At 62.2% G+C, this 16,839-nt stretch carries 17 protein-coding genes and 1 riboswitch; of the genes, 15 read left to right on the top strand and 2 right to left on the bottom strand.

Annotation, left to right across the window (positions count from 1 at the left end; genetic code table 11):
* Nucleotides 1–199 precede the first annotated feature (199 nt).
* Entirely contained in the window at nt 200–1,156 is a 957-nt protein-coding gene (locus ACR0ER_RS04065; RefSeq protein WP_480767838.1) for an NAD(P)-dependent oxidoreductase, read from the bottom strand.
* A gap of 104 nt (nt 1,157–1,260) precedes the next feature.
* Between ACR0ER_RS04065 and ACR0ER_RS04060 the strand changes: the two genes are divergently transcribed.
* The 8 genes from ACR0ER_RS04060 (at nt 1,261) to cobJ (ending at nt 10,468) form a co-directional block, all read left to right on the top strand.
* Nucleotides 1,261–2,136: a LysR substrate-binding domain-containing protein gene (locus ACR0ER_RS04060; RefSeq protein ID WP_480767837.1), complete on the top strand. Its 876-nt coding sequence runs from the start codon at nt 1,261–1,263 to the stop codon at nt 2,134–2,136.
* A gap of 72 nt (nt 2,137–2,208) precedes the next feature.
* Nucleotides 2,209–2,417: riboswitch (cobalamin riboswitch) on the top strand.
* 94 nt (nt 2,418–2,511) lie between these two features.
* Nucleotides 2,512–2,892 carry a DUF1636 family protein gene (locus tag ACR0ER_RS04055; protein WP_480767836.1) on the top strand — a complete coding sequence of 127 codons (381 nt, stop codon included), beginning with the start codon at nt 2,512–2,514 and terminating at the stop codon, nt 2,890–2,892.
* Nucleotides 2,889–3,944 (top strand): cobalamin biosynthesis protein CobW, encoded by a 1,056-nt coding sequence (gene cobW, locus ACR0ER_RS04050; RefSeq protein ID WP_480767835.1) that lies wholly within the window; start codon nt 2,889–2,891, stop codon nt 3,942–3,944. The genes ACR0ER_RS04055 and cobW overlap by 4 nt, the downstream gene beginning before the upstream one ends.
* Before the next feature lie 3 nt (nt 3,945–3,947).
* A complete protein-coding gene (gene cobN, locus ACR0ER_RS04045; RefSeq protein ID WP_480767834.1) occupies nt 3,948–7,241 on the top strand; it encodes a cobaltochelatase subunit CobN in 3,294 nt (1,097 codons plus the stop codon).
* Nucleotides 7,238–8,365 carry a precorrin-3B synthase gene (gene cobG / locus ACR0ER_RS04040; protein ID WP_480767833.1) on the top strand — a complete coding sequence of 376 codons (1,128 nt, stop codon included), beginning with the start codon at nt 7,238–7,240 and terminating at the stop codon, nt 8,363–8,365. Before cobN ends, cobG begins: the two co-directional genes overlap by 4 nt.
* Nucleotides 8,365–8,994, top strand: a complete 630-nt coding sequence (locus ACR0ER_RS04035) for a precorrin-8X methylmutase (RefSeq protein ID WP_480767832.1) — start codon at nt 8,365–8,367, stop codon at nt 8,992–8,994. The genes cobG and ACR0ER_RS04035 overlap by 1 nt, the downstream gene beginning before the upstream one ends.
* Complete coding sequence (locus tag ACR0ER_RS04030) at nt 8,991–9,719, top strand: precorrin-2 C(20)-methyltransferase (RefSeq protein WP_480767831.1); 729 nt, start codon at nt 8,991–8,993, stop codon at nt 9,717–9,719. Before ACR0ER_RS04035 ends, ACR0ER_RS04030 begins: the two co-directional genes overlap by 4 nt.
* Complete coding sequence (gene cobJ, locus ACR0ER_RS04025) at nt 9,716–10,468, top strand: precorrin-3B C(17)-methyltransferase (protein WP_480767830.1); 753 nt, start codon at nt 9,716–9,718, stop codon at nt 10,466–10,468. The genes ACR0ER_RS04030 and cobJ overlap by 4 nt, the downstream gene beginning before the upstream one ends.
* Here cobJ and ACR0ER_RS04020 read toward each other — a convergent pair.
* The gene (locus ACR0ER_RS04020; protein WP_480767829.1) at nt 10,441–11,190 is read right to left on the bottom strand and encodes a cobalt-precorrin-6A reductase; all 750 of its coding nucleotides are present in this window, start codon (nt 11,188–11,190) and stop codon (nt 10,441–10,443) included. The two genes, cobJ and ACR0ER_RS04020, sit on opposite strands and share 28 nt — an antisense overlap.
* On the opposite strand from ACR0ER_RS04020, the gene cbiE reads away from it, so the two are divergent.
* The 7 genes from cbiE to ACR0ER_RS03985 all read left to right on the top strand — a co-directional run bounded on the left by cbiE (nt 11,189) and on the right by ACR0ER_RS03985 (nt 16,837).
* On the top strand, nt 11,189–12,388 hold the full coding sequence (cbiE, locus tag ACR0ER_RS04015) for a precorrin-6y C5,15-methyltransferase (decarboxylating) subunit CbiE (protein WP_480767828.1): 1,200 nt from the start codon (nt 11,189–11,191) through the stop codon (nt 12,386–12,388). The two genes, ACR0ER_RS04020 and cbiE, sit on opposite strands and share 2 nt — an antisense overlap.
* A complete protein-coding gene (locus ACR0ER_RS04010; RefSeq protein WP_480767827.1) occupies nt 12,385–12,753 on the top strand; it encodes a cobalamin biosynthesis protein in 369 nt (122 codons plus the stop codon). Before cbiE ends, ACR0ER_RS04010 begins: the two co-directional genes overlap by 4 nt.
* A complete protein-coding gene (cobM, locus tag ACR0ER_RS04005; protein ID WP_480767826.1) occupies nt 12,750–13,544 on the top strand; it encodes a precorrin-4 C(11)-methyltransferase in 795 nt (264 codons plus the stop codon). The genes ACR0ER_RS04010 and cobM overlap by 4 nt, the downstream gene beginning before the upstream one ends.
* The gene (locus ACR0ER_RS04000) at nt 13,537–14,853 is read left to right on the top strand and encodes a cobyrinic acid a,c-diamide synthase CobB (protein ID WP_480767825.1); all 1,317 of its coding nucleotides are present in this window, start codon (nt 13,537–13,539) and stop codon (nt 14,851–14,853) included. Before cobM ends, ACR0ER_RS04000 begins: the two co-directional genes overlap by 8 nt.
* Nucleotides 14,850–15,578: a uroporphyrinogen-III C-methyltransferase gene (cobA, locus tag ACR0ER_RS03995; RefSeq protein WP_480767824.1), complete on the top strand. Its 729-nt coding sequence runs from the start codon at nt 14,850–14,852 to the stop codon at nt 15,576–15,578. Before ACR0ER_RS04000 ends, cobA begins: the two co-directional genes overlap by 4 nt.
* Entirely contained in the window at nt 15,571–16,317 is a 747-nt protein-coding gene (cobF, locus tag ACR0ER_RS03990) for a precorrin-6A synthase (deacetylating) (RefSeq protein WP_480767823.1), read from the top strand. Before cobA ends, cobF begins: the two co-directional genes overlap by 8 nt.
* Before the next feature lie 61 nt (nt 16,318–16,378).
* Entirely contained in the window at nt 16,379–16,837 is a 459-nt protein-coding gene (locus ACR0ER_RS03985) for a DUF302 domain-containing protein (RefSeq protein ID WP_480767822.1), read from the top strand.
* Nucleotides 16,838–16,839 lie beyond the last annotated feature (2 nt).

Below are 16,839 nucleotides of genomic sequence, written 5' to 3'. Positions count from 1 at the left end.
CCACACATTAGTGATGGAGAAAAAGAAGGGCAGCGCTCAGCGCCGCCCTAAGCATCTGCATAACGCCGGGCAGAGAAACACATGCTAACCAAGACCTCGATATCCATAAAAATTTCGTTGCCTACAGAACAATAGCAAGTCCGACACTCGCCTCCACTTCTCTGATTTGGTTGCTGGTTTCGAACCTGCGTTCAGTGCATCATTCAGCCCGCCTGCCCTGAGGGACGACTTCGTAGCCTGGTTCTTCCGGCTCGTCGTCCAGCATCTCTGTCGGGAAGCCGGGGGCTGTGATGTTCAGGCCAGTGGCCTCTTCTAGCCGCTTGATAATGTTCGGTGACAGTTCGCGCTCTCCGAATCGTGCAATTCCATCGTCGAAGATTTTGATCATCACCGGATTGATTTCCAACGGTACTCCGGCGCGGTCGGCGACGTCCTGGAACAGGCCGATATCCTTTTTCACCAAATCCATTGTGAACGAGATATCGCGAGACCCGTTCAGGATGACCTGGCTTTCGGTTTCATGCACAAACGAAGTGCCGGACGAGATTTTGATCGCCTCATAAGTGGTGTTGAGGTCCATCCCGGCGGCCTTGGCAGTAACCAGTGCCTCAGCGCAGGTGATCAGGTTGGCGGTGGCTAGGTAATTTGTCAGCACCTTCAGAACAGAGGCCGTGCCCAGTTCTCCGGTATGCAGAACGCGTCTACCCATCGTGGTCAGAAACGGCAGAATCCGCTCGAATGTCGCGCGGTCGCAGCCTGCAAAGATCGAGATATTGCCGGTTGCCGCCCGATGGCAGCCGCCGGACACGGGGCAATCGACGGCGGCCCCGCCACGTTCAATCACCATCGCCCCCAGACGCTTGACCTCTGCCTGGTCCGTGGTCGACATCTCCATCCAGATTTTGCCGGGACCGACCTCAGGCAGCATCTGTTGCATTACAGCATCCGAGGCGGCGGGGGACGGCAAACAGGTGATGACCGCATCGCAATCCCGCATCATCTGCGCCGGGTTTTCGGCAGCTTTAGCCCCTTGGGTCACGAACTGTGTCACCAATTCGGGGTTTAGGTCGTGGACCGTCAGGTCAATTCCGTTGCGCAACAACGAGCCGGACAGTTTACCACCGACATTTCCCAGACCGATAAATCCAACTTTCATGTTTCCCTCCCGAAAGTCGCTGTTTGCGTAAAGCATCGCTGTTGCTTGGCCGAAGCGGAAATGAATAATAAAGCGCATTATGGTCAAAAATTTTTGGTGATAGTATGGATCGCCTTCCAAACCCAGCTTGGTTACGCAGCTTTGAATCCGCAGCGCGCCATCTGAATTTCACCACCACCGCGCAGGAACTTGGCCTGACGCAGACGGCGGTTTCATTGCATATTCGGTCCCTTGAGGCCGAGTTGGGGCAAAAGCTGTTCACCCGAAACGCGCGCCGGCTGGAGCTAACCGAGCTAGGGCAGTCCTATTCCCTGACGGTGCGGCGGGCGCTTTCAGATATTGCCCTGTCCACCAACAGCCTGTTTGGCCCTGCTTCGCGTCAGACCCTGACGATCCGGGCAGCGATTTCGACCGCGACCTATTGGGTAGCTGCCGAACTGCCGGACTTCTCCGCACGGCATCCGGACATCCCGGTTCGTCTGGTCTCGCACATTTGGAACGACAGCGGGACGCCCGGTGATGTGGACGTGGAAATCCGGCTGGGTTATGGCGACTGGCCGGGGGTTCGGTCCGAAAAGCTCACCGATGAAAAGCTGGTTCCGATCTGTCGAGCCGGAGACCGTTCGCCAAAACTGACAAATGGGCCGCTGATTCACATCCTTGGATACGAGGATAATTGGGCGCGGTATTTTCAAGCCATCTGCACTGCGCCCCCCGATCAACCGCCCCGGCATTCAGTGGATACAACGGTGGCGGCGCTGCAACTTGTGATGGCTGGTGCTGGATACGCTACTATCTTGGAACGGTTTGCCAAAAACGCAATTCGGCAGGGTGCGCCGATTGCAATTGCGGGTCCGGCGATTCCTTTCGCCCTGTCGCATTATCTGGTCAGTGCTCAACAGTCTGTGCAACCCACTGCGGCGGCGGGGTTGTTCTGTGCCTGGCTACGGGCCCGGCTGGCAGCGGATGCCGCTGATTGACATAGGCTGGTCGCTTTTCTGATCCTTGCGCTTTCTCACTGCGTCTCGCGCTTGACAAGGCCCCTGCCCGTGCCGCATGTCGCTTGCGTTGGTGTCCATCTTCGGATGGATGAAAAGGGAATGCGTCAGCGGTCATCCGTCAAACGCAGCCGCCCCCGCGACCGTGACCGGAGAGGGTGCCCAAAGCCACTGGCCTAATAGGCCGGGAAGGCGGGACATCCGGCAGAGGCCCACCTCTGACATCCGCAAGCCGGGAGACCTGCCAGCACCCGAAGATGAAACCGGGCGGGGTGTTCCGGTGTCGGGTCCATGTCGCAACACGTGGCCCGCATGAAACCCCGTCCCCCGCGATGAGGATTTGGGGGGATGAGAGACATGACCGAGACCGCACCAGTCGAGCTGCTGGTCTGTACCACGTGCCGCCGCGGCCTGCCCGTCGAGGACGACGCGCAACGGCCCGGCACATTACTGCATAAAGCGTTGGAACAGGCCGATCTGCCTGAGGGCATCACACTGAATGCCGTGGAATGCCTGTCGAACTGTGATGAGGGCTGTTCCATCGTTTTGCGAGGCGGGCCGGATCGCTGGACATTTGTCTACGAGCACCTCAACGAAAACGACCATGTCGAGACCATCGTGGAAGGTGCCACCAAGTACCTCGCGACCGAAGACGGCTTAGTCAAATGGCGCGAACGCCCCGAACATTTCCGCAAAAACTGTGCGGCCCGTATTCCCCCGATTGGAGCCCTGAAATGAGCAACCTCGAGAAACTCCCCGTCACTGTGATCACCGGCTTTCTGGGCTCGGGCAAGACCACTCTGGTCAAGCACCTGATGCAGAATCCGCAGGGCAAGCGTCTGGCCGTTGTGGTCAACGAGTTCGGCGACGTTGGCGTCGATGGCGAAATCCTGAAATCCTGCGCCATTCCTGACTGCCCTGCCGAAAACATCATGGAGCTGGCAAACGGCTGCATCTGCTGCACCGTGGCCGATGACTTCATTCCGACTATCGAAGCGCTGATGGCTCTGGAACCGCGCCCCGATCACATCCTGATCGAAACCTCCGGCCTCGCCCTGCCCAAGCCGCTGCTGAAGGCCTTCGATTGGCCCGATATCCGGTCCAAGATCACCGTGGACGGTGTGATCGCTCTGGCCGATGCCGAGGCCGTCGCGGCCGGACGTTTCGCCCCGAATGTCGAGGCCGTGGATGCCCAGCGCTTGGCCGATGACTCGATCGACCACGAAACGCCCCTGTCCGAAGTGTTCGAGGATCAGATCTCTTGCGCCGACATCATCCTGCTGACCAAGCCCGATCTGGCTGGCCCCGAAGGCGTGGCCAAAGCCAAAGAGATCATCGCTGCCGAAGCTCCACGTACCCTGCCTGTCGTCGAAGTCGCCGAAGGTGCCGTGGACGTGCGCGTCGTTCTTGGTCTGGAAGCTGCTGCCGAAGACGACATGGACGCCCGTCCGTCACATCACGACGGCCACCACGATCACGAGCATGACGATTTCGAAAGCATCATCGTCGAACTGCCCGAACAAACCGACCCCGCCGATCTGGTCGCCAAGATCGAACGTCTGGCAATTGAGATGAACATCCTGCGCGTTAAAGGATATGCCGCTGTTCAGGGCAAACCGATGCGCTTGCTGGTGCAATCCGTTGGGGCCCGCGTCCGTCACCAATACGACCGCCCGTGGGAGCCCGGTGAAGAGCGTCGCTCGCGTCTGGTCGTGATCGCCGAGCATGACGACATCAAAGAGGCCGCGATCCGCGATATCTTGGTGGGTGTGACCGAGGCCGCCGAATAAACCATGCATGTCGTCTTCCGCGAAAGCCACGGGTTAGAAGAAACCGAAACCCCGACCGATCTGGGCCAGAGCCCGGCGGATCTGGTGGTGCTGTCCTTTTCCGACAGCGACCTTGGCGCTTTCGCGGCGGGCTGGCATCGCGGTGGCGGCCCCGAGGGGCGGATGCCCACGATGCGTCTGGCCAACCTGACCGCGCTGAAGCACCCTCTGTCCGTCGATACTTACGTGGAACAGACGCTGGAGGGCGCAAAGGGCATCCTGATCCGCCTGATCGGTGGTGTTCCTTACTGGTCCTACGGTCTGCAGCAGGTTCTGGCTCTGGCGCAGGCCAAGGGGATTGCTTTGGCCGTCCTGCCTGCCGACGGCCGCGAGGACACGCGGCTGGATGAGTATTCCACCCTTCCCGTCTCAACCCTACGGCGGCTGGCGCATCTCTGCGACACGGGTGGCGAAGTCGCGGCGCAGGCCGCCTTGGCGCAGATGGCGTTGGCGGCGGGTCTTTATGCGGGCCCGGTTATGGGCGCCAAAACGCTGCCGGATTGCGGCGTGTGGTGTCCGGATCGCGGTGTGATCCCGGTGGACACGGCGTTCACAGGCGATGCGAAACGTATCCTCGTCACCTTCTACCGCGCCTACCTGACCTCGGCCGATACGGCCCCGGTCTCGGCATTGATCCGCAGCCTGCGCGACCGGGGGCTGGACGCGGTTGGGCTGTTCGCGCCTTCGCTGAAAGCGCCCGCAGCCGCTGCGTGGCTAAGCGAACAGGTCATGGCGCTGGAACCCTCGGCGATTATCAACGCCACCTCATTCTCGGGCAAAGGCGCTTCGGGCACGTCACCTCTGGACGCGGCGAACGTGCCCGTCTTTCAAGTCGCCCTCGCCACCTCGCGCCGCAAAGCCTGGGCCGAGGCGGAACGGGGCCTGTCGCCCGCCGACCTTGCTATGCATGTGGTGCTGCCCGAGGTGGACGGTCGGATATCGGCGGGCATTGCCTCGTTCAAAGAACCGGGCAAACGCGATCTGCATCTGGAATACTCCCGCTTTGCCCATCGCGCCGAACCTGAGCGGATTGAGGCCATCATCGACAGGGTCACCGGCTGGCTGAACCTTCACGACAAGCCCAAGGCGGATCAAGTTCCCGTGCTGGTGCTGTCCACCTATCCCGGCAAGGATTGGCAGATGGCCCATGCGGTGGGCCTCGACGCGCTGGCTTCGGCCGAGGCGATGCTGTCCGACCTGCAAAGCGAAGGCTTTGACACCGCACCAGCAGAGCCGATTTCCGAAACTCTGCTGAACGCTCGCATTTCGTGGTCACTGGACCACTACCAAGCGGCATTGACCGAGATTCCCGATCAACTGCGCGCCGATCTGCAAACCGTCTGGGGCAACCCTGAGAATGACCCGGCCTTCCTGGATGGTGCGTTCCACTTTACCGCTTTGCGCCGTGGCAAGGCGCTGGTTGCGTTGCAACCGGAGCGCGGCACGCCTGAACTGCGCGATGACGATTATCATGACCTTTCGCGCACTCCACGCCACAGCTATGTCGCGTTCTATCTGTGGCTCCGCAAAAGGCTGGGCGCGGACGCCCTGATCCATATCGGCGCGCACGGCACCTTGGAATGGCTGCCCGGCAAATCAGTCGCCCTGTCCGCCGAATGCTGGCCTGAGGCGCTGATCCGTGATCTGCCGGTCATCTACCCTTTCATTGTCAATGATCCCGGCGAAGCCGCGCAAGCCAAACGCCGGATTGGGGCCGTCACGCTGGGTCACATCCCCCCCGCCCTGAAAGAAAGCGGCACGCCGGATCGGATGGTGCGGCTGGAATCGTTGCTGGACGAGTTCTCGAACGCCGACGGGCTGGACCCCAAGCGCCGCGATCGACTGCAAGAAGACATTCGCAACGAAGCACAGGCCATCGGGCTGGAAAGCGATCTGGGACTCGATCAGGCCACTTGCACCGCCGAGGCAATCACCCGCATCGACCGCTTTGTCTGTGACATCAAGGAAAGCCAGTTCGGTGACGGTCTGCACATCTTTGGCCGCGTGCCCGAGGTAACAGGCAATTTCGATCTCGCGCCCTCGGCCCATGCCGAACGCAGTGCCCTGATCAACGCCCTGGCCGGCAATCGGATCGAAGCTGGCCCATCCGGCTCCCCCTATCGCGGTCGGTCGGATGTGCTACCGACCGGGCGGAACCTCTACACAACCGATCCGCGCTCGGTTCCGACGCGCGCCGCTTATACGCAGGGCGTGAAACTGGCCGAGGAATTGGTGCGTCGGCATCTGCAAGAGGAAGGCGATTATCCCAAAGGGCTGATCGTCGATCTGTGGGGTTCGGCCACAATGCGCACGGCCGGAGAGGAATTCGCCATGGCGCTGCACCTGCTCGGCGTGAAACCAGTGTGGGACAAGGGCTCCGAGCGTGTTTCCGGCATCGAAGTTTTGCCGATTACGGACCTCAGTCGCCCGCGCCTGGACGTGACACTGCGCGTCTCAGGCCTGTTCCGCGATGTCTTCCCAACGCTGTCGGCGCTGTTCGGTCAGGCCGTACGGGCGCTCGCGCAGCGCGATGAGGCCATGGATTGGAACCCCTATGCAGGTCAGGCCCCGGCCGCTCGCGTCTATGGCCCGGCACCAGGCAGCTATGGCCTGAACATGACCCATCTGTCCGAGACCTATACGGATGAGGCCCGCATACAGGCGGGGGAAGCATGGCTGGAGGCCAGTTCCTTCGCGCTGGAAGGCGAGCATATCGCGCAAGACAAGGATGGCATCACCCAGCGCGTCGCCAGTGCCGACAGTTTCGTGCACCTGCAGGACCTGACCGAGACCGATCTGCTGCTGGCCAATGACTATGCCACGCATGAGGCTGGGTTCGCCGCTGCCAAGAAGATCACCGGTGGCAGCGCGCAGCTTTACCATTTGGACAACACGAACCCGGAAAACCCACGCGCCCGCACCCTGCCCGAAGAGATCAGCCGCGTTGTACACGCCCGGGCCGCCAATCCCGGCTGGATTTCGGGTATGCAACGTCACGGGTTCCGCGGCGCTGCCGAGATCGCCGCGACGCTGGATCACATGGCCTCGTTCGCGCATCTGTCCGACACCGTCGCACCGCATCTTTTCGACCTGTACCACGATGCGACTCTAGGCGACGAAGAGGTTGACGCCTTCCTGCAAGAGGCCAACCCACTGGCCCACCAAGCCATGAAGGATAGGTTCCTTGCACTGCTGGAAGCCGGGCTTTGGAACACACGCCGCAATTCGATCCGCGCCAATCTGGAGGGGTTGGAATGAGCGCACCAATCGTCCAAGGCTGGTGCCCTGGCGCACATCGCCCGATGATGTCGGGCGATGGTTTGGTGGTGCGGGTGCGTCCTCGGCTGGCCCGGCTAAGCGCCGCGCAGGCGCTTGGTCTTTGTGAACTGGCAGAACGGTTCGGGAATGGCACCATCGACCTGACCAACCGCGCCAACTTGCAATTGCGGGGCGTGAAAGAGGCCGATCATCAGTTGTTACTGGCAGAACTGGCAGCGCTGGACCTGCTGGACGCGGAACCCGGCATCGAAGTTCGGCGTAATATCCTTGTATCGCCCCTTTACGAAACAGGTGACCTGACCGCCCGGTTGACGCAGCAGTTGATCAACCGATTGGGCGAACTGCCTGCCCTGCCTGCGAAATTCGGCTTTGCCATCGATACCGGCCCCGAACGTCTAATGGCTGGAGACTCGGCGGATATCCGGCTTGAGACCGGTGCCGAAGGTCTGATCCTACGCGCCGACGGGTGCGAAACCGGATGCCGCGTGACAGAAGCGGACGCCATCGACCGAGCGATAGCTCTGGCCGAGTGGTTCGCCGAGCATTTGACAACCGAAACACGCCGCATGGCGCGGGTGGTTGCAGCGCAGGGCTTGCCGCAGGACTGGCAGGGCAGCGCACCGGCGGCCATCGGCGCGCCATTGCAACCCGGAGCCTGTGCTTTGGGCGCGCTATACGGCGCGGCCTTTGGACAACTGCCCGCGCGGCGGCTATTTGGCCTGATCGAAGACACCGGCGCGTCAGCACTGCGCGTGACCCCATGGCGGCTGATCCTGCTGGAAGGCGGAGCGGCGATCCCCGCATCGGCCTTTGTAACCGATGGCTCCGACCCGCTGATGACAACCGATGCATGCCCCGGCGCGCCATTCTGCCCGCAGGCGCAAGTAGAGACACGCGAGATCGCACGCGCACTTGCACCGCGCATCAGCGGCAGTCTGCATGTCTCGGGCTGCGCCAAAGGATGCGCCCGGATGGGCGCGGCTGATGTCACTTTAGTCGGCCACAACGGACGATTTGATCTTGTCAAACAGGGTCGTGCGGGGGATGAGCCCAGCCAGCACGGCCTGACCGAAGAAACACTTATGACCATGGACTTCACCTGATGCCCTATGAATACGAAACCGACGGCGCGGCGATCTACAAAGAAAGCTTTGCCACCATCCGGTCCGAGGCCGATCTGGCCCGGTTCGATGCCGACGAAGAGCAGGTCGCTGTCCGCATGATCCACGCTGCCGGGATGGTTGGGCTGGAAGAGTTTGTCCATTTCTCGCCCGGTTTTGTGGCAACCGCCCGCACCGCTCTGGAAAACGGCGCGCCGATCCTGTGCGACGCGCGCATGGTCAGCGAGGGCGTGACCCGCTTTCGCCTGCCCGCCGATAACGAGGTGATCTGCACCCTGCATGACGAACGCGTGCGCCCGCTGGCCGCCGAGATGAGCAACACCCGTTCCGCCGCAGCGTTGGAACTGTGGCGCCCGCATCTGGCAGGTGCTGTGGTCGCCATCGGCAACGCGCCAACCGCGCTGTTCCACCTGCTGAATATGCTGGAAGACCCCGATTGCCCGCGCCCCGCTGCCATCATTGGTTGCCCGGTGGGCTTTGTCGGCGCGGTCGAATCCAAGGACGCTCTGTGGGAGGCGCAACCAGTGCCGTCCTGCATCGTCAAAGGCCGTCTGGGCGGCAGCGCCATCACCGTAGCCGCCGTCAACGCCATCGCGAGCCGCGCCGAATGAGCGCGGGCAAGATATACGGTGTTGGCCTCGGCCCCGGTGACCCAGACCTGATGAGCGTCCGGGCCGACCGTTTGCTGCGCAATGCCCGCCACGTGGCTTTTTTTCGTAAACCCGGACGCAGCGGTCAGGCGCGCAAGATCGTCAACGGCATGATCCCCGGCGACGCGGTGGAATTCCCTATGGAATACCCGGTCACCACCGAAATTCCGGTGACCGATCCGCGCTATAACGAACTGCTCTCGGCCTTTTACCAAGACTGCGCCGCGCATCTGAAAACCCTGTCGGATAAGGGCGAGGATGTGGTGGTCCTGTGTGAGGGAGATCCGTTTTTCTACGGCTCTTTCATGCATCTTTACAGCCGCTTGCGAGATGAAGCTGAGGTAGAGGTCGTGCCCGCCATAACCGGCATGTCCGGTGCATGGACGGCGACCGGCGACCCGATCACATGGGGCGACGATGTGCTGACCGTGCTGGTCGGCACTCTGCCCGAGGACGATCTGGCGCAGCGTATGGCGCAGACCGACGCTCTGGTTGTGATGAAGATCGGACGCAACATCGACAAGGTGAAGCGGGCGCTGAAAACGGCCGGTCTGTATGACCGCGCCTGGATCGTGGAATTTGCCCAGATGCCGAACCAGACCGTGACAAAGCTGTCTGATACTTGCGACAAGGTCACCCCCTATTTCTCGATCATCATCGTGCATGGTCAGGGGCGACGGCCATGAGCGGTTGGGTCAAAATCGCAGGCCTCGGGCCCGGCAACGAGGATCTGGTGACACCCGAGGTTTCCGCCGCACTGGCCGAGGCCACGGATATAGTTGGCTACATCCCCTACGTCGCGCGCGTGGCAGAACGCCCCAGCTTGACGCTGCACGCCAGCGACAACCGGGTCGAAATCGACCGCTCGCAGCACGCGCTGCAAATGGCGGCCGAAGGCAAACGCGTGGTTGTCGTCTCCTCGGGCGATCCCGGTGTCTTTGCCATGGCGGCGGCAGTGTTCGAAGCGTTGGAGAACGGCCCCGCCGAATGGCGTAACATCCCCATCGACGTCCTGCCCGGCATCACCGCGATGCTGGCGGCGTCGGCTCGGGCAGGCGCGCCTCTAGGGCATGATTTCTGCGCCATCAACCTCAGCGACAACCTGAAGCCCTGGTCGCTGATCGAGAAACGCCTGCGTCTTGCCGCGCAGGGGGATTTCGCGATGGCGTTCTATAACCCGCGCTCAAAGTCCCGTCCCGAAGGCTTTGTGAAGACGCTGGAAATTCTGCGTGAGGAGTGCGAGCCCGAGCGCCTGATTCTGTTCGCTCGCGCCGTATCCCGCGCGGATGAAGCGATCCGGATTTCAACGCTGGCCGAAGCAACGCCCGATATGGCTGACATGCAGACCGTGGTCATCGTTGGTTCGTCCCTGACCCGCTTGATCGAGCGGGACAGCACCCCGATCGTCTACACTCCGAGGTTCACGACAGAATGAACCAGCCAGTCCAGAACCTGTGCGACACTCGACAGTTCGGTCCGCTGCGGCAGGGCTGGACGGTCGATCATCAGCACCGGCACGCCAAGCGCCCGCGCGGCGTCCAACTTGGCGCGCGCGCCGGTGCCGCCTGCGTTCTTGGACACCACCAACTCAATGCCATGCTGCTGCATCAGCGCACGGTCATCCTCAACGGTGAACGGCCCGCGCGAAACAACGACATCACAGTCCGGCAATGGCAGCGCGCCCGGTTCATCGACCAACCGCAGCAGGTAGTGGTGCTGGGGCTGGGCGGCAAAGTCCTCAAGATGCATTCGTCCAACGGCCAGAAAGACGCGCCGCGGCGCACCGGACAGAGCGGCGACCGCGCTGTTGATATCCGCAACGTGATGCCAGTTGTCACCCTCCTGAGCCGTCCATACCGGGCGGGTCAGCGCGGCCAAAGGCACTTGGGCGTCGCGGCACGCTTGAATGGCGTTCCCGCTCATCTGCGCGGCAAACGGATGGGTGGCATCAACCACATGAGTCACCGAGTGGTCCCGCAGGTAATTTGCCAATCCGTTAACACCGCCAAACCCTCCGATACGCACCGGCAAGGGCTGCGGGCGTGGGTTTTCAACGCGACCGGCGTAGGAATAGGTGGCTGGAATGCCCTGTTCGGCAAAAGCTTTGGCCAGTGCATTGGCCTCGGTCGTGCCACCAAGGATCAGGATGTGTGTCATGCATGAATCTCCGTGGCTGACCGTTCTGGGTTTGGGCGAAGATGGACTGGATGGCCTGCCGCCCGCAAGCCGTCAAGTGCTGGAACGTGCCGAAATCATCATGGGCCCGCCGCGCCACTTGTCGCTAGTGCCCGAGACCACCGCACAGCGGGTGGAATGGCCAGTACCTTTCGCTGACGGCTTGCCGATCCTGACCGAATTCCGGGGACGACCAACCGTTGTTCTGGCCTCAGGCGACCCGTTCTGGTTCGGTGCGGGCTCGGTCATCGCGCGCAATTTCGAGGCCGGAGAATGGGCCGCCCTGCCCGGCCAGTCGACCTTTTCTCTGGCCGCAGCACGGTTGGGCTGGCCGTTGGAAAGCACGCTGACTTTCGGCCTGCACGCCGCACCGTTGACCCGGCTGCGGCCGCATCTGGCACGAGGCCTGCGCGCCATCCTCCTGTTGCGCAACGGCGCTGCGGTGGCGGAACTGGCGACCTACCTGACCGAGACCGGATTTGCGGACAGTGCCCTGCACGTCATGGAAGCCCTCGGCGGGCCTCGCGAACGCGCACGGTCCGTGTCACTGACTGAAGCTTTACTGGGCAGCTTTGACCACCCGGTCTGCGTCGGGCTTGAAGTCGCGGGCGAAGGGCGGGCATTCCCGAAGGCCTCGGGCAAACCGGACGAGATCTTTGAGACCGATGGTCAGATCACCAAACGCCCGGTTCGCGCGCTGACTCTGTCGGCGCTGGCGCCGCAGCGCGGCGAGCATCTGTGGGATATCGGCGGTGGCACCGGTTCGATCAGCATCGAGTGGCTAATGTGTGATCCGACTCTGACGGCCACCACCGTCGAGCCCCGCGCAGATCGCGCCGAACGCATTCGCCGCAATGCCGATGCACTGGGACAAGACCGTCTGAATGTGTTGCACGGCACCGCGCCGGTTGTACTGACCGAACTTGCCCCACCTGATGTTGTCTTTATCGGCGGCGGACTAAGCAGCGAATTGCTGGAGTGGCTGCATGGCGCTCTGCCTGCGGGTACTCGGCTGGTCGCCAATGCGGTGACGTTGGAAAGCGAGGCGCTTTTGGCACAGTGGCATGACAAGCTGGGGGGTGAATTGCTACGCATTGAACTTGCGCTGGCTGCAGCGCTTGGCCCCCGTCGCGGTTGGAAGTCCGCCTATCCAGTGGTGCAGTGGAGCGTCACCCTATGATCGTCGCGGGATTGGGATTTTCTTCGACGGCCACGGTGGACAGCTTGCGCGCGGCCTTCGACCGCGCCAGCGCGGGCCAGGCCATCGACGCGTTGGCTACTGTCGCTGACAAAGAAGGCCACGCCGCTCTTACCGAATTCGCTGCGACCTCTGCCCTGCCCCTGCATTTCATCGCGCCCGCCGATCTGGCCGGGCAGCGCACCCTCACCTGCTCGAACCGCAGTCGCGCCACCTATGGCACCGGCAGCGTGGCCGAGGCATCCGCTCTTGCCGCCGCCGGATCCGGCGCGCGACTGACTTCACCCAGACATATCTCGCACGACCGGCTTGCCACCTGCGCCGTCGCCATCGGAGGACAAACATGACCGTTCATTTCATCGGCGCCGGACCGGGCGCCGCCGACCTGCTGACCCTACGTGGGCGCGATATCATCGCCTCGTGCCCGGTGTGCCTGTATGCCGGGTCACTGGTGCCCGAGGAAATCCTGAGCCACTGCCCCGAGGGTGCAAAGATCATCAACACCGCGCCGATGGACCTGGACCAGATCATGGCCGAGATCGAAACCGCGCATAAGGCCGGACAGGATGTGGCGCGCTTGCATTCCGGTGATCTTTCGGTTTGGTCGGCGATGGGTGAACAACTCCGCCGCCTGAAAGAGATGGGCATCCCGGTCAGCGTTACTCCCGGTGTGCCATCCTTTGCCGCTGCGGCTGCTACCCTTGGCGCTGAATTGACTCTGCCCGGATTGGCGCAGTCTGTGATCCTGACTCGGACACCCGGACGCGCGTCGTCGATGCCCGAAGGCGAGACGCTGGAAAACTTCGCCCGCACCGGAGCGACTCTGGCCATTCACCTATCGATCGGCAATCTGGACAAGGTGATCGCCGACCTGACCCCGGCTTATGGCGCGGATTGCCCGGTCGCCGTCGTGTATCGTGCCAGCTGGCCGGACGAGCGGATTATCCGCGCCACTCTGGCCACCTTGAAAGAGGCGCTGGACGAGAGCATTTCGCGCACCGCGCTGATCATGGTCGGGCCCGCGCTGGCTGGCGAAGGCTTTGACGAAAGCTGCCTGTATTCCAAGGACTACGACCGCCGCTATCGTCCGCAAAGCGCTGACAGCCCATGGTCAAGCTGGAGCCACGGCGATGACTAACCCTCCGGGCCTTCTGATTTCTGCGCCCTCTTCGGGCACGGGTAAAACCACAGTCATGCTGGGCCTGCTAAGGGCGCTGGCAGAGGACGGGCTGGCCGTTCAACCGTTTAAGAGCGGGCCGGACTATATCGACCCGGCTTTTCATCAAGCGGCGGCGGGGCGGGCCTCGTTCAACCTGGACAGTTGGGCGATGGGCGGTCCGCTGCTGAGCGCCATATCGGCGCAGGCCGAGGGTGCTGATATCGTGGTCGCCGAAGGCTCGATGGGGCTGTTCGACGGCGTCGCCAAGCCCGGAGAGCTGGGGCACGGGTCGAGCGCCGAGACCGCACTGCGCATGGGCTGGCCTGTTGTGCTGGTGCTGGATGTGGGTGGTCAGGCGCAATCGGCTGCGGCCACGGCGCTGGGGTTTCGGATGTATAACCCGGACCTGCCGTTTGCGGGCGTAATCCTGAACCGCTGCGCCAGCCCTCGGCATGAGCGGCTGACGCGGCTGGGGATGGAGCGGGCGGGCCTGCCGGTTCTGGGCGTTTTGCCCCGTCGCGGAGACCTGACTTTGCCAGAACGCCATCTGGGTCTAATCCAGGCGGTTGAGCACCCCGATCTGGAAAGCGCGATTGCCGGTTATGCGGCGTTTTTGCGTGAAAACGTGGATCTGGAGGCCATCAAGGCGGCGGCTTCCTCAGGCCCGAAGGGGCCATCGTCAACCGCGCTGCCGCGCCCTCCGGCGCAACGGATCGCGTTGGCCCGGGATGCCGCGTTTTCCTTTACCTATCCGCACCTGTTAGAAGGCTGGCGCGCCGCAGGGGCCGAGATTCTGCCGTTTTCACCGCTGGCGAATGAGGCCCCGACAGAGGATGCTGATCTGGTCTGGCTGCCCGGTGGGTACCCCGAGTTGCACGCTGGGGCGTTGGCCGCAGCAAGGACCTTCCTGACCGGGTTGCGTAAGCACGCTGAAACCAAACCCGTTCACGGAGAATGCGGCGGGTACATGGCTCTGGGCCAGGCGCTAATCGACAAAGAAGGTGTTCAGCACCAGATGGCCGGTCTGCTGGGGCTGGTGACCTCGTATGAGAAGCGCAAGTTCAACCTTGGATATCGCAAGGCGGAACTTTTGGCCCCGATGCCGGGCTATGCGTCCGGCGCGGCTCTACGCGGGCATGAGTTCCACTATTCATCGATTGTCGAACAACCGGACGCACCGCTGGCCCGGGTTTTTGATGCCGAAGGAGCCGAGGGGCCGCAAACCGGATCGGTGCGTGGCAACGTCACTGGAACATTCTTCCACCTGATTGCGGAGGCCACGGCATGAGCGGCTTCGTTTCCTTTATCGGTTCAGGCCCCGGTGATCCGGAACTGCTTACGTTGAAAGCGGTCGACCGGATGCAAAAGGCCGACGCGGTTCTGTTTGACGACCTGAGCAGCGGCCCGATTCTGGAGCACGCACGCAAAGATTCGGATCTGGTCGGTGTGGGCAAACGCGCCGGGCGGCCCTCGCCCAAGCAGGACCATGTCAGCCGCCTGTTGGTGGACTATGCCAAGACAGGTGCCCGCGTGGTGCGGTTGAAATCCGGCGATGGCGGATTGTTCGGACGGCTTGAGGAAGAACTGGTTGCCCTGCGCGAAGCCGGGATCGAATACGAGATCATCCCCGGCATCCCCTCTGCCGTGGCCGCCGCAGCTGCGGCTGGCATTCCTCTGACGCGACGCCTGACCGCCCGTCGAGTGCAATTCGTCACCGGCCATGATGTCAGCGGTCAATTACCGGAAGACCTGAACCTGCTCGCGCTGGCCGATCCAGATGCAACCACGGTCGTGTTCATGGGCAAGCGGACATTCCCCCTGTTGGTCGAGACCTTGCACGAGCATGGCCTGCCGTTGGACACCCCTGCCCTGATGGCTGAGTCCGTTTCGACCCCTGATCAGAAACTGCATCGCGCCACCATCGGCGCATTGTCGGAAAAACTGGCAAACGAAATTGGCACCGCCCCGGCACTGATCCTCTATGGTCCGCTGGCAGAGTTTGACGATGTATGATCTGACCCTGATCGGTATCGGCACCGGCAACCCGGATCACGTGACCTTTCAGGGCGCGCAGGCGATCCGCGATGCGGACCTGATCCTGATACCCCGCAAGGGCGAGAACAAGGCTGACTTGGCCGGGTTGAGGGAAGAGATCATCGGCGCCGTAACCGACACGCCGCCGCAGATCGCCTATTTCGACATCCCGAAGCGTCGCTCGGACGATGGGTACCTGCGCGGTGTGGATGAATGGCACGACGCGATTGCCCTGCGCTGGAACGAGGCGATCCAAGGCCATCCAGAGGCGCAACATGTAGCACTACTAATCTGGGGCGACCCATCGCTATACGACAGCTCGCTGCGGATCGCCTCGCGACTGGATCCACAGCCGGGCACCCGAGTGATCCCCGGCATCACAGCGCTGCAGGCGCTGACGGCGGCCCATGCGATTCCGATCAACGATTTGGGCGCGCCCTATGTCGTCACCACGGGTCGCCGCATTCGGGATGAAGGTTGGCCTGTAAATGCCTCGAAAGTAGCGGTTATGCTGGACGGCGAATGCTCGTTCCAAAGCCTTGAGGTGCAAGACTATGACATCTGGTGGGGCGCCTATGTGGGTATGAAGGAGGAACTACTGATCAAGGGACCTCTGACCAACGTGGCGCAGCAGATTCTGGACACCCGCGCCCGTGCGCGGGCCGATCACGGCTGGATCATGGATATCTATCTGCTGCAGAAACGCACGGGATTGTGAGAGCGCCGCACCCGGTTCTCTGTCATCAATAAAGCCAGTCAGGGTGTTGGAGGTGACAAGAATGCGCGTTCTTTGGGCTTTGCTTTGCTGTCTGGCTTTGCCGGCTTGGGCCGAAGAACCTCTGGTCGGCTGGGCGGTTTACCAAACTGACAAAAGCTATGAAGACCTCGTGGCAGACACCAAGGCTGCAGTGAAAGAAAACGGGCTGATCGTGGTCACGCAGGCCGGCCCGACCAAGGCGGCGGCCGCGCGGGGCATTACTATTCCCGGCAATTTGGTGATCGGGGCCTTTAACAACGACTATGCGGTGCGCGTGTTGGAAACCTCAGTCCGGGCGATGATCGAGGCCCCGATCCGGTTCTACATCACTGAAAACGAGGACGGGACTGCAACCCTGTCCTACAAAACACCCAGCTTTGTTTTTGCTCCTTACGTCTATGAGGGTGGCGAACCGCTGAGTGCCATCGCCACCGAACTTGACACAAAGTTTCAGGCGGTGGCGGAAACCGCAGTCAAATAGTC

It is taken from the genome of Ruegeria sp. CH8 (assembly GCF_056536985.1).
This window is presented reverse-complemented; position numbering and strand designations above follow the sequence as displayed.

Coding starts and splice junctions, on each gene's coding strand:
- ACR0ER_RS04055 (WP_480767836.1), top strand. CDS start 2,512: ATGACCGAGACCGCACCAGTCGAGCTGCTGGTCTGTACCACGTGCCGC.
- cobW (WP_480767835.1), top strand. CDS start 2,889: ATGAGCAACCTCGAGAAACTCCCCGTCACTGTGATCACCGGCTTTCTG.
- ACR0ER_RS04010 (WP_480767827.1), top strand. CDS start 12,385: ATGATCGTCGCGGGATTGGGATTTTCTTCGACGGCCACGGTGGACAGC.
- cbiE (WP_480767828.1), top strand. CDS start 11,189: ATGCATGAATCTCCGTGGCTGACCGTTCTGGGTTTGGGCGAAGATGGA.
- ACR0ER_RS04030 (WP_480767831.1), top strand. CDS start 8,991: ATGAGCGCGGGCAAGATATACGGTGTTGGCCTCGGCCCCGGTGACCCA.
- ACR0ER_RS04065 (WP_480767838.1), bottom strand. CDS start 1,156: ATGAAAGTTGGATTTATCGGTCTGGGAAATGTCGGTGGTAAACTGTCC.
- ACR0ER_RS03985 (WP_480767822.1), top strand. CDS start 16,379: ATGCGCGTTCTTTGGGCTTTGCTTTGCTGTCTGGCTTTGCCGGCTTGG.
- ACR0ER_RS04020 (WP_480767829.1), bottom strand. CDS start 11,190: ATGACACACATCCTGATCCTTGGTGGCACGACCGAGGCCAATGCACTG.
- ACR0ER_RS04000 (WP_480767825.1), top strand. CDS start 13,537: ATGACTAACCCTCCGGGCCTTCTGATTTCTGCGCCCTCTTCGGGCACG.
- cobN (WP_480767834.1), top strand. CDS start 3,948: ATGCATGTCGTCTTCCGCGAAAGCCACGGGTTAGAAGAAACCGAAACC.
- cobA (WP_480767824.1), top strand. CDS start 14,850: ATGAGCGGCTTCGTTTCCTTTATCGGTTCAGGCCCCGGTGATCCGGAA.
- cobG (WP_480767833.1), top strand. CDS start 7,238: ATGAGCGCACCAATCGTCCAAGGCTGGTGCCCTGGCGCACATCGCCCG.
- ACR0ER_RS04060 (WP_480767837.1), top strand. CDS start 1,261: ATGGATCGCCTTCCAAACCCAGCTTGGTTACGCAGCTTTGAATCCGCA.
- ACR0ER_RS04035 (WP_480767832.1), top strand. CDS start 8,365: ATGCCCTATGAATACGAAACCGACGGCGCGGCGATCTACAAAGAAAGC.
- cobJ (WP_480767830.1), top strand. CDS start 9,716: ATGAGCGGTTGGGTCAAAATCGCAGGCCTCGGGCCCGGCAACGAGGAT.
- cobF (WP_480767823.1), top strand. CDS start 15,571: ATGTATGATCTGACCCTGATCGGTATCGGCACCGGCAACCCGGATCAC.
- cobM (WP_480767826.1), top strand. CDS start 12,750: ATGACCGTTCATTTCATCGGCGCCGGACCGGGCGCCGCCGACCTGCTG.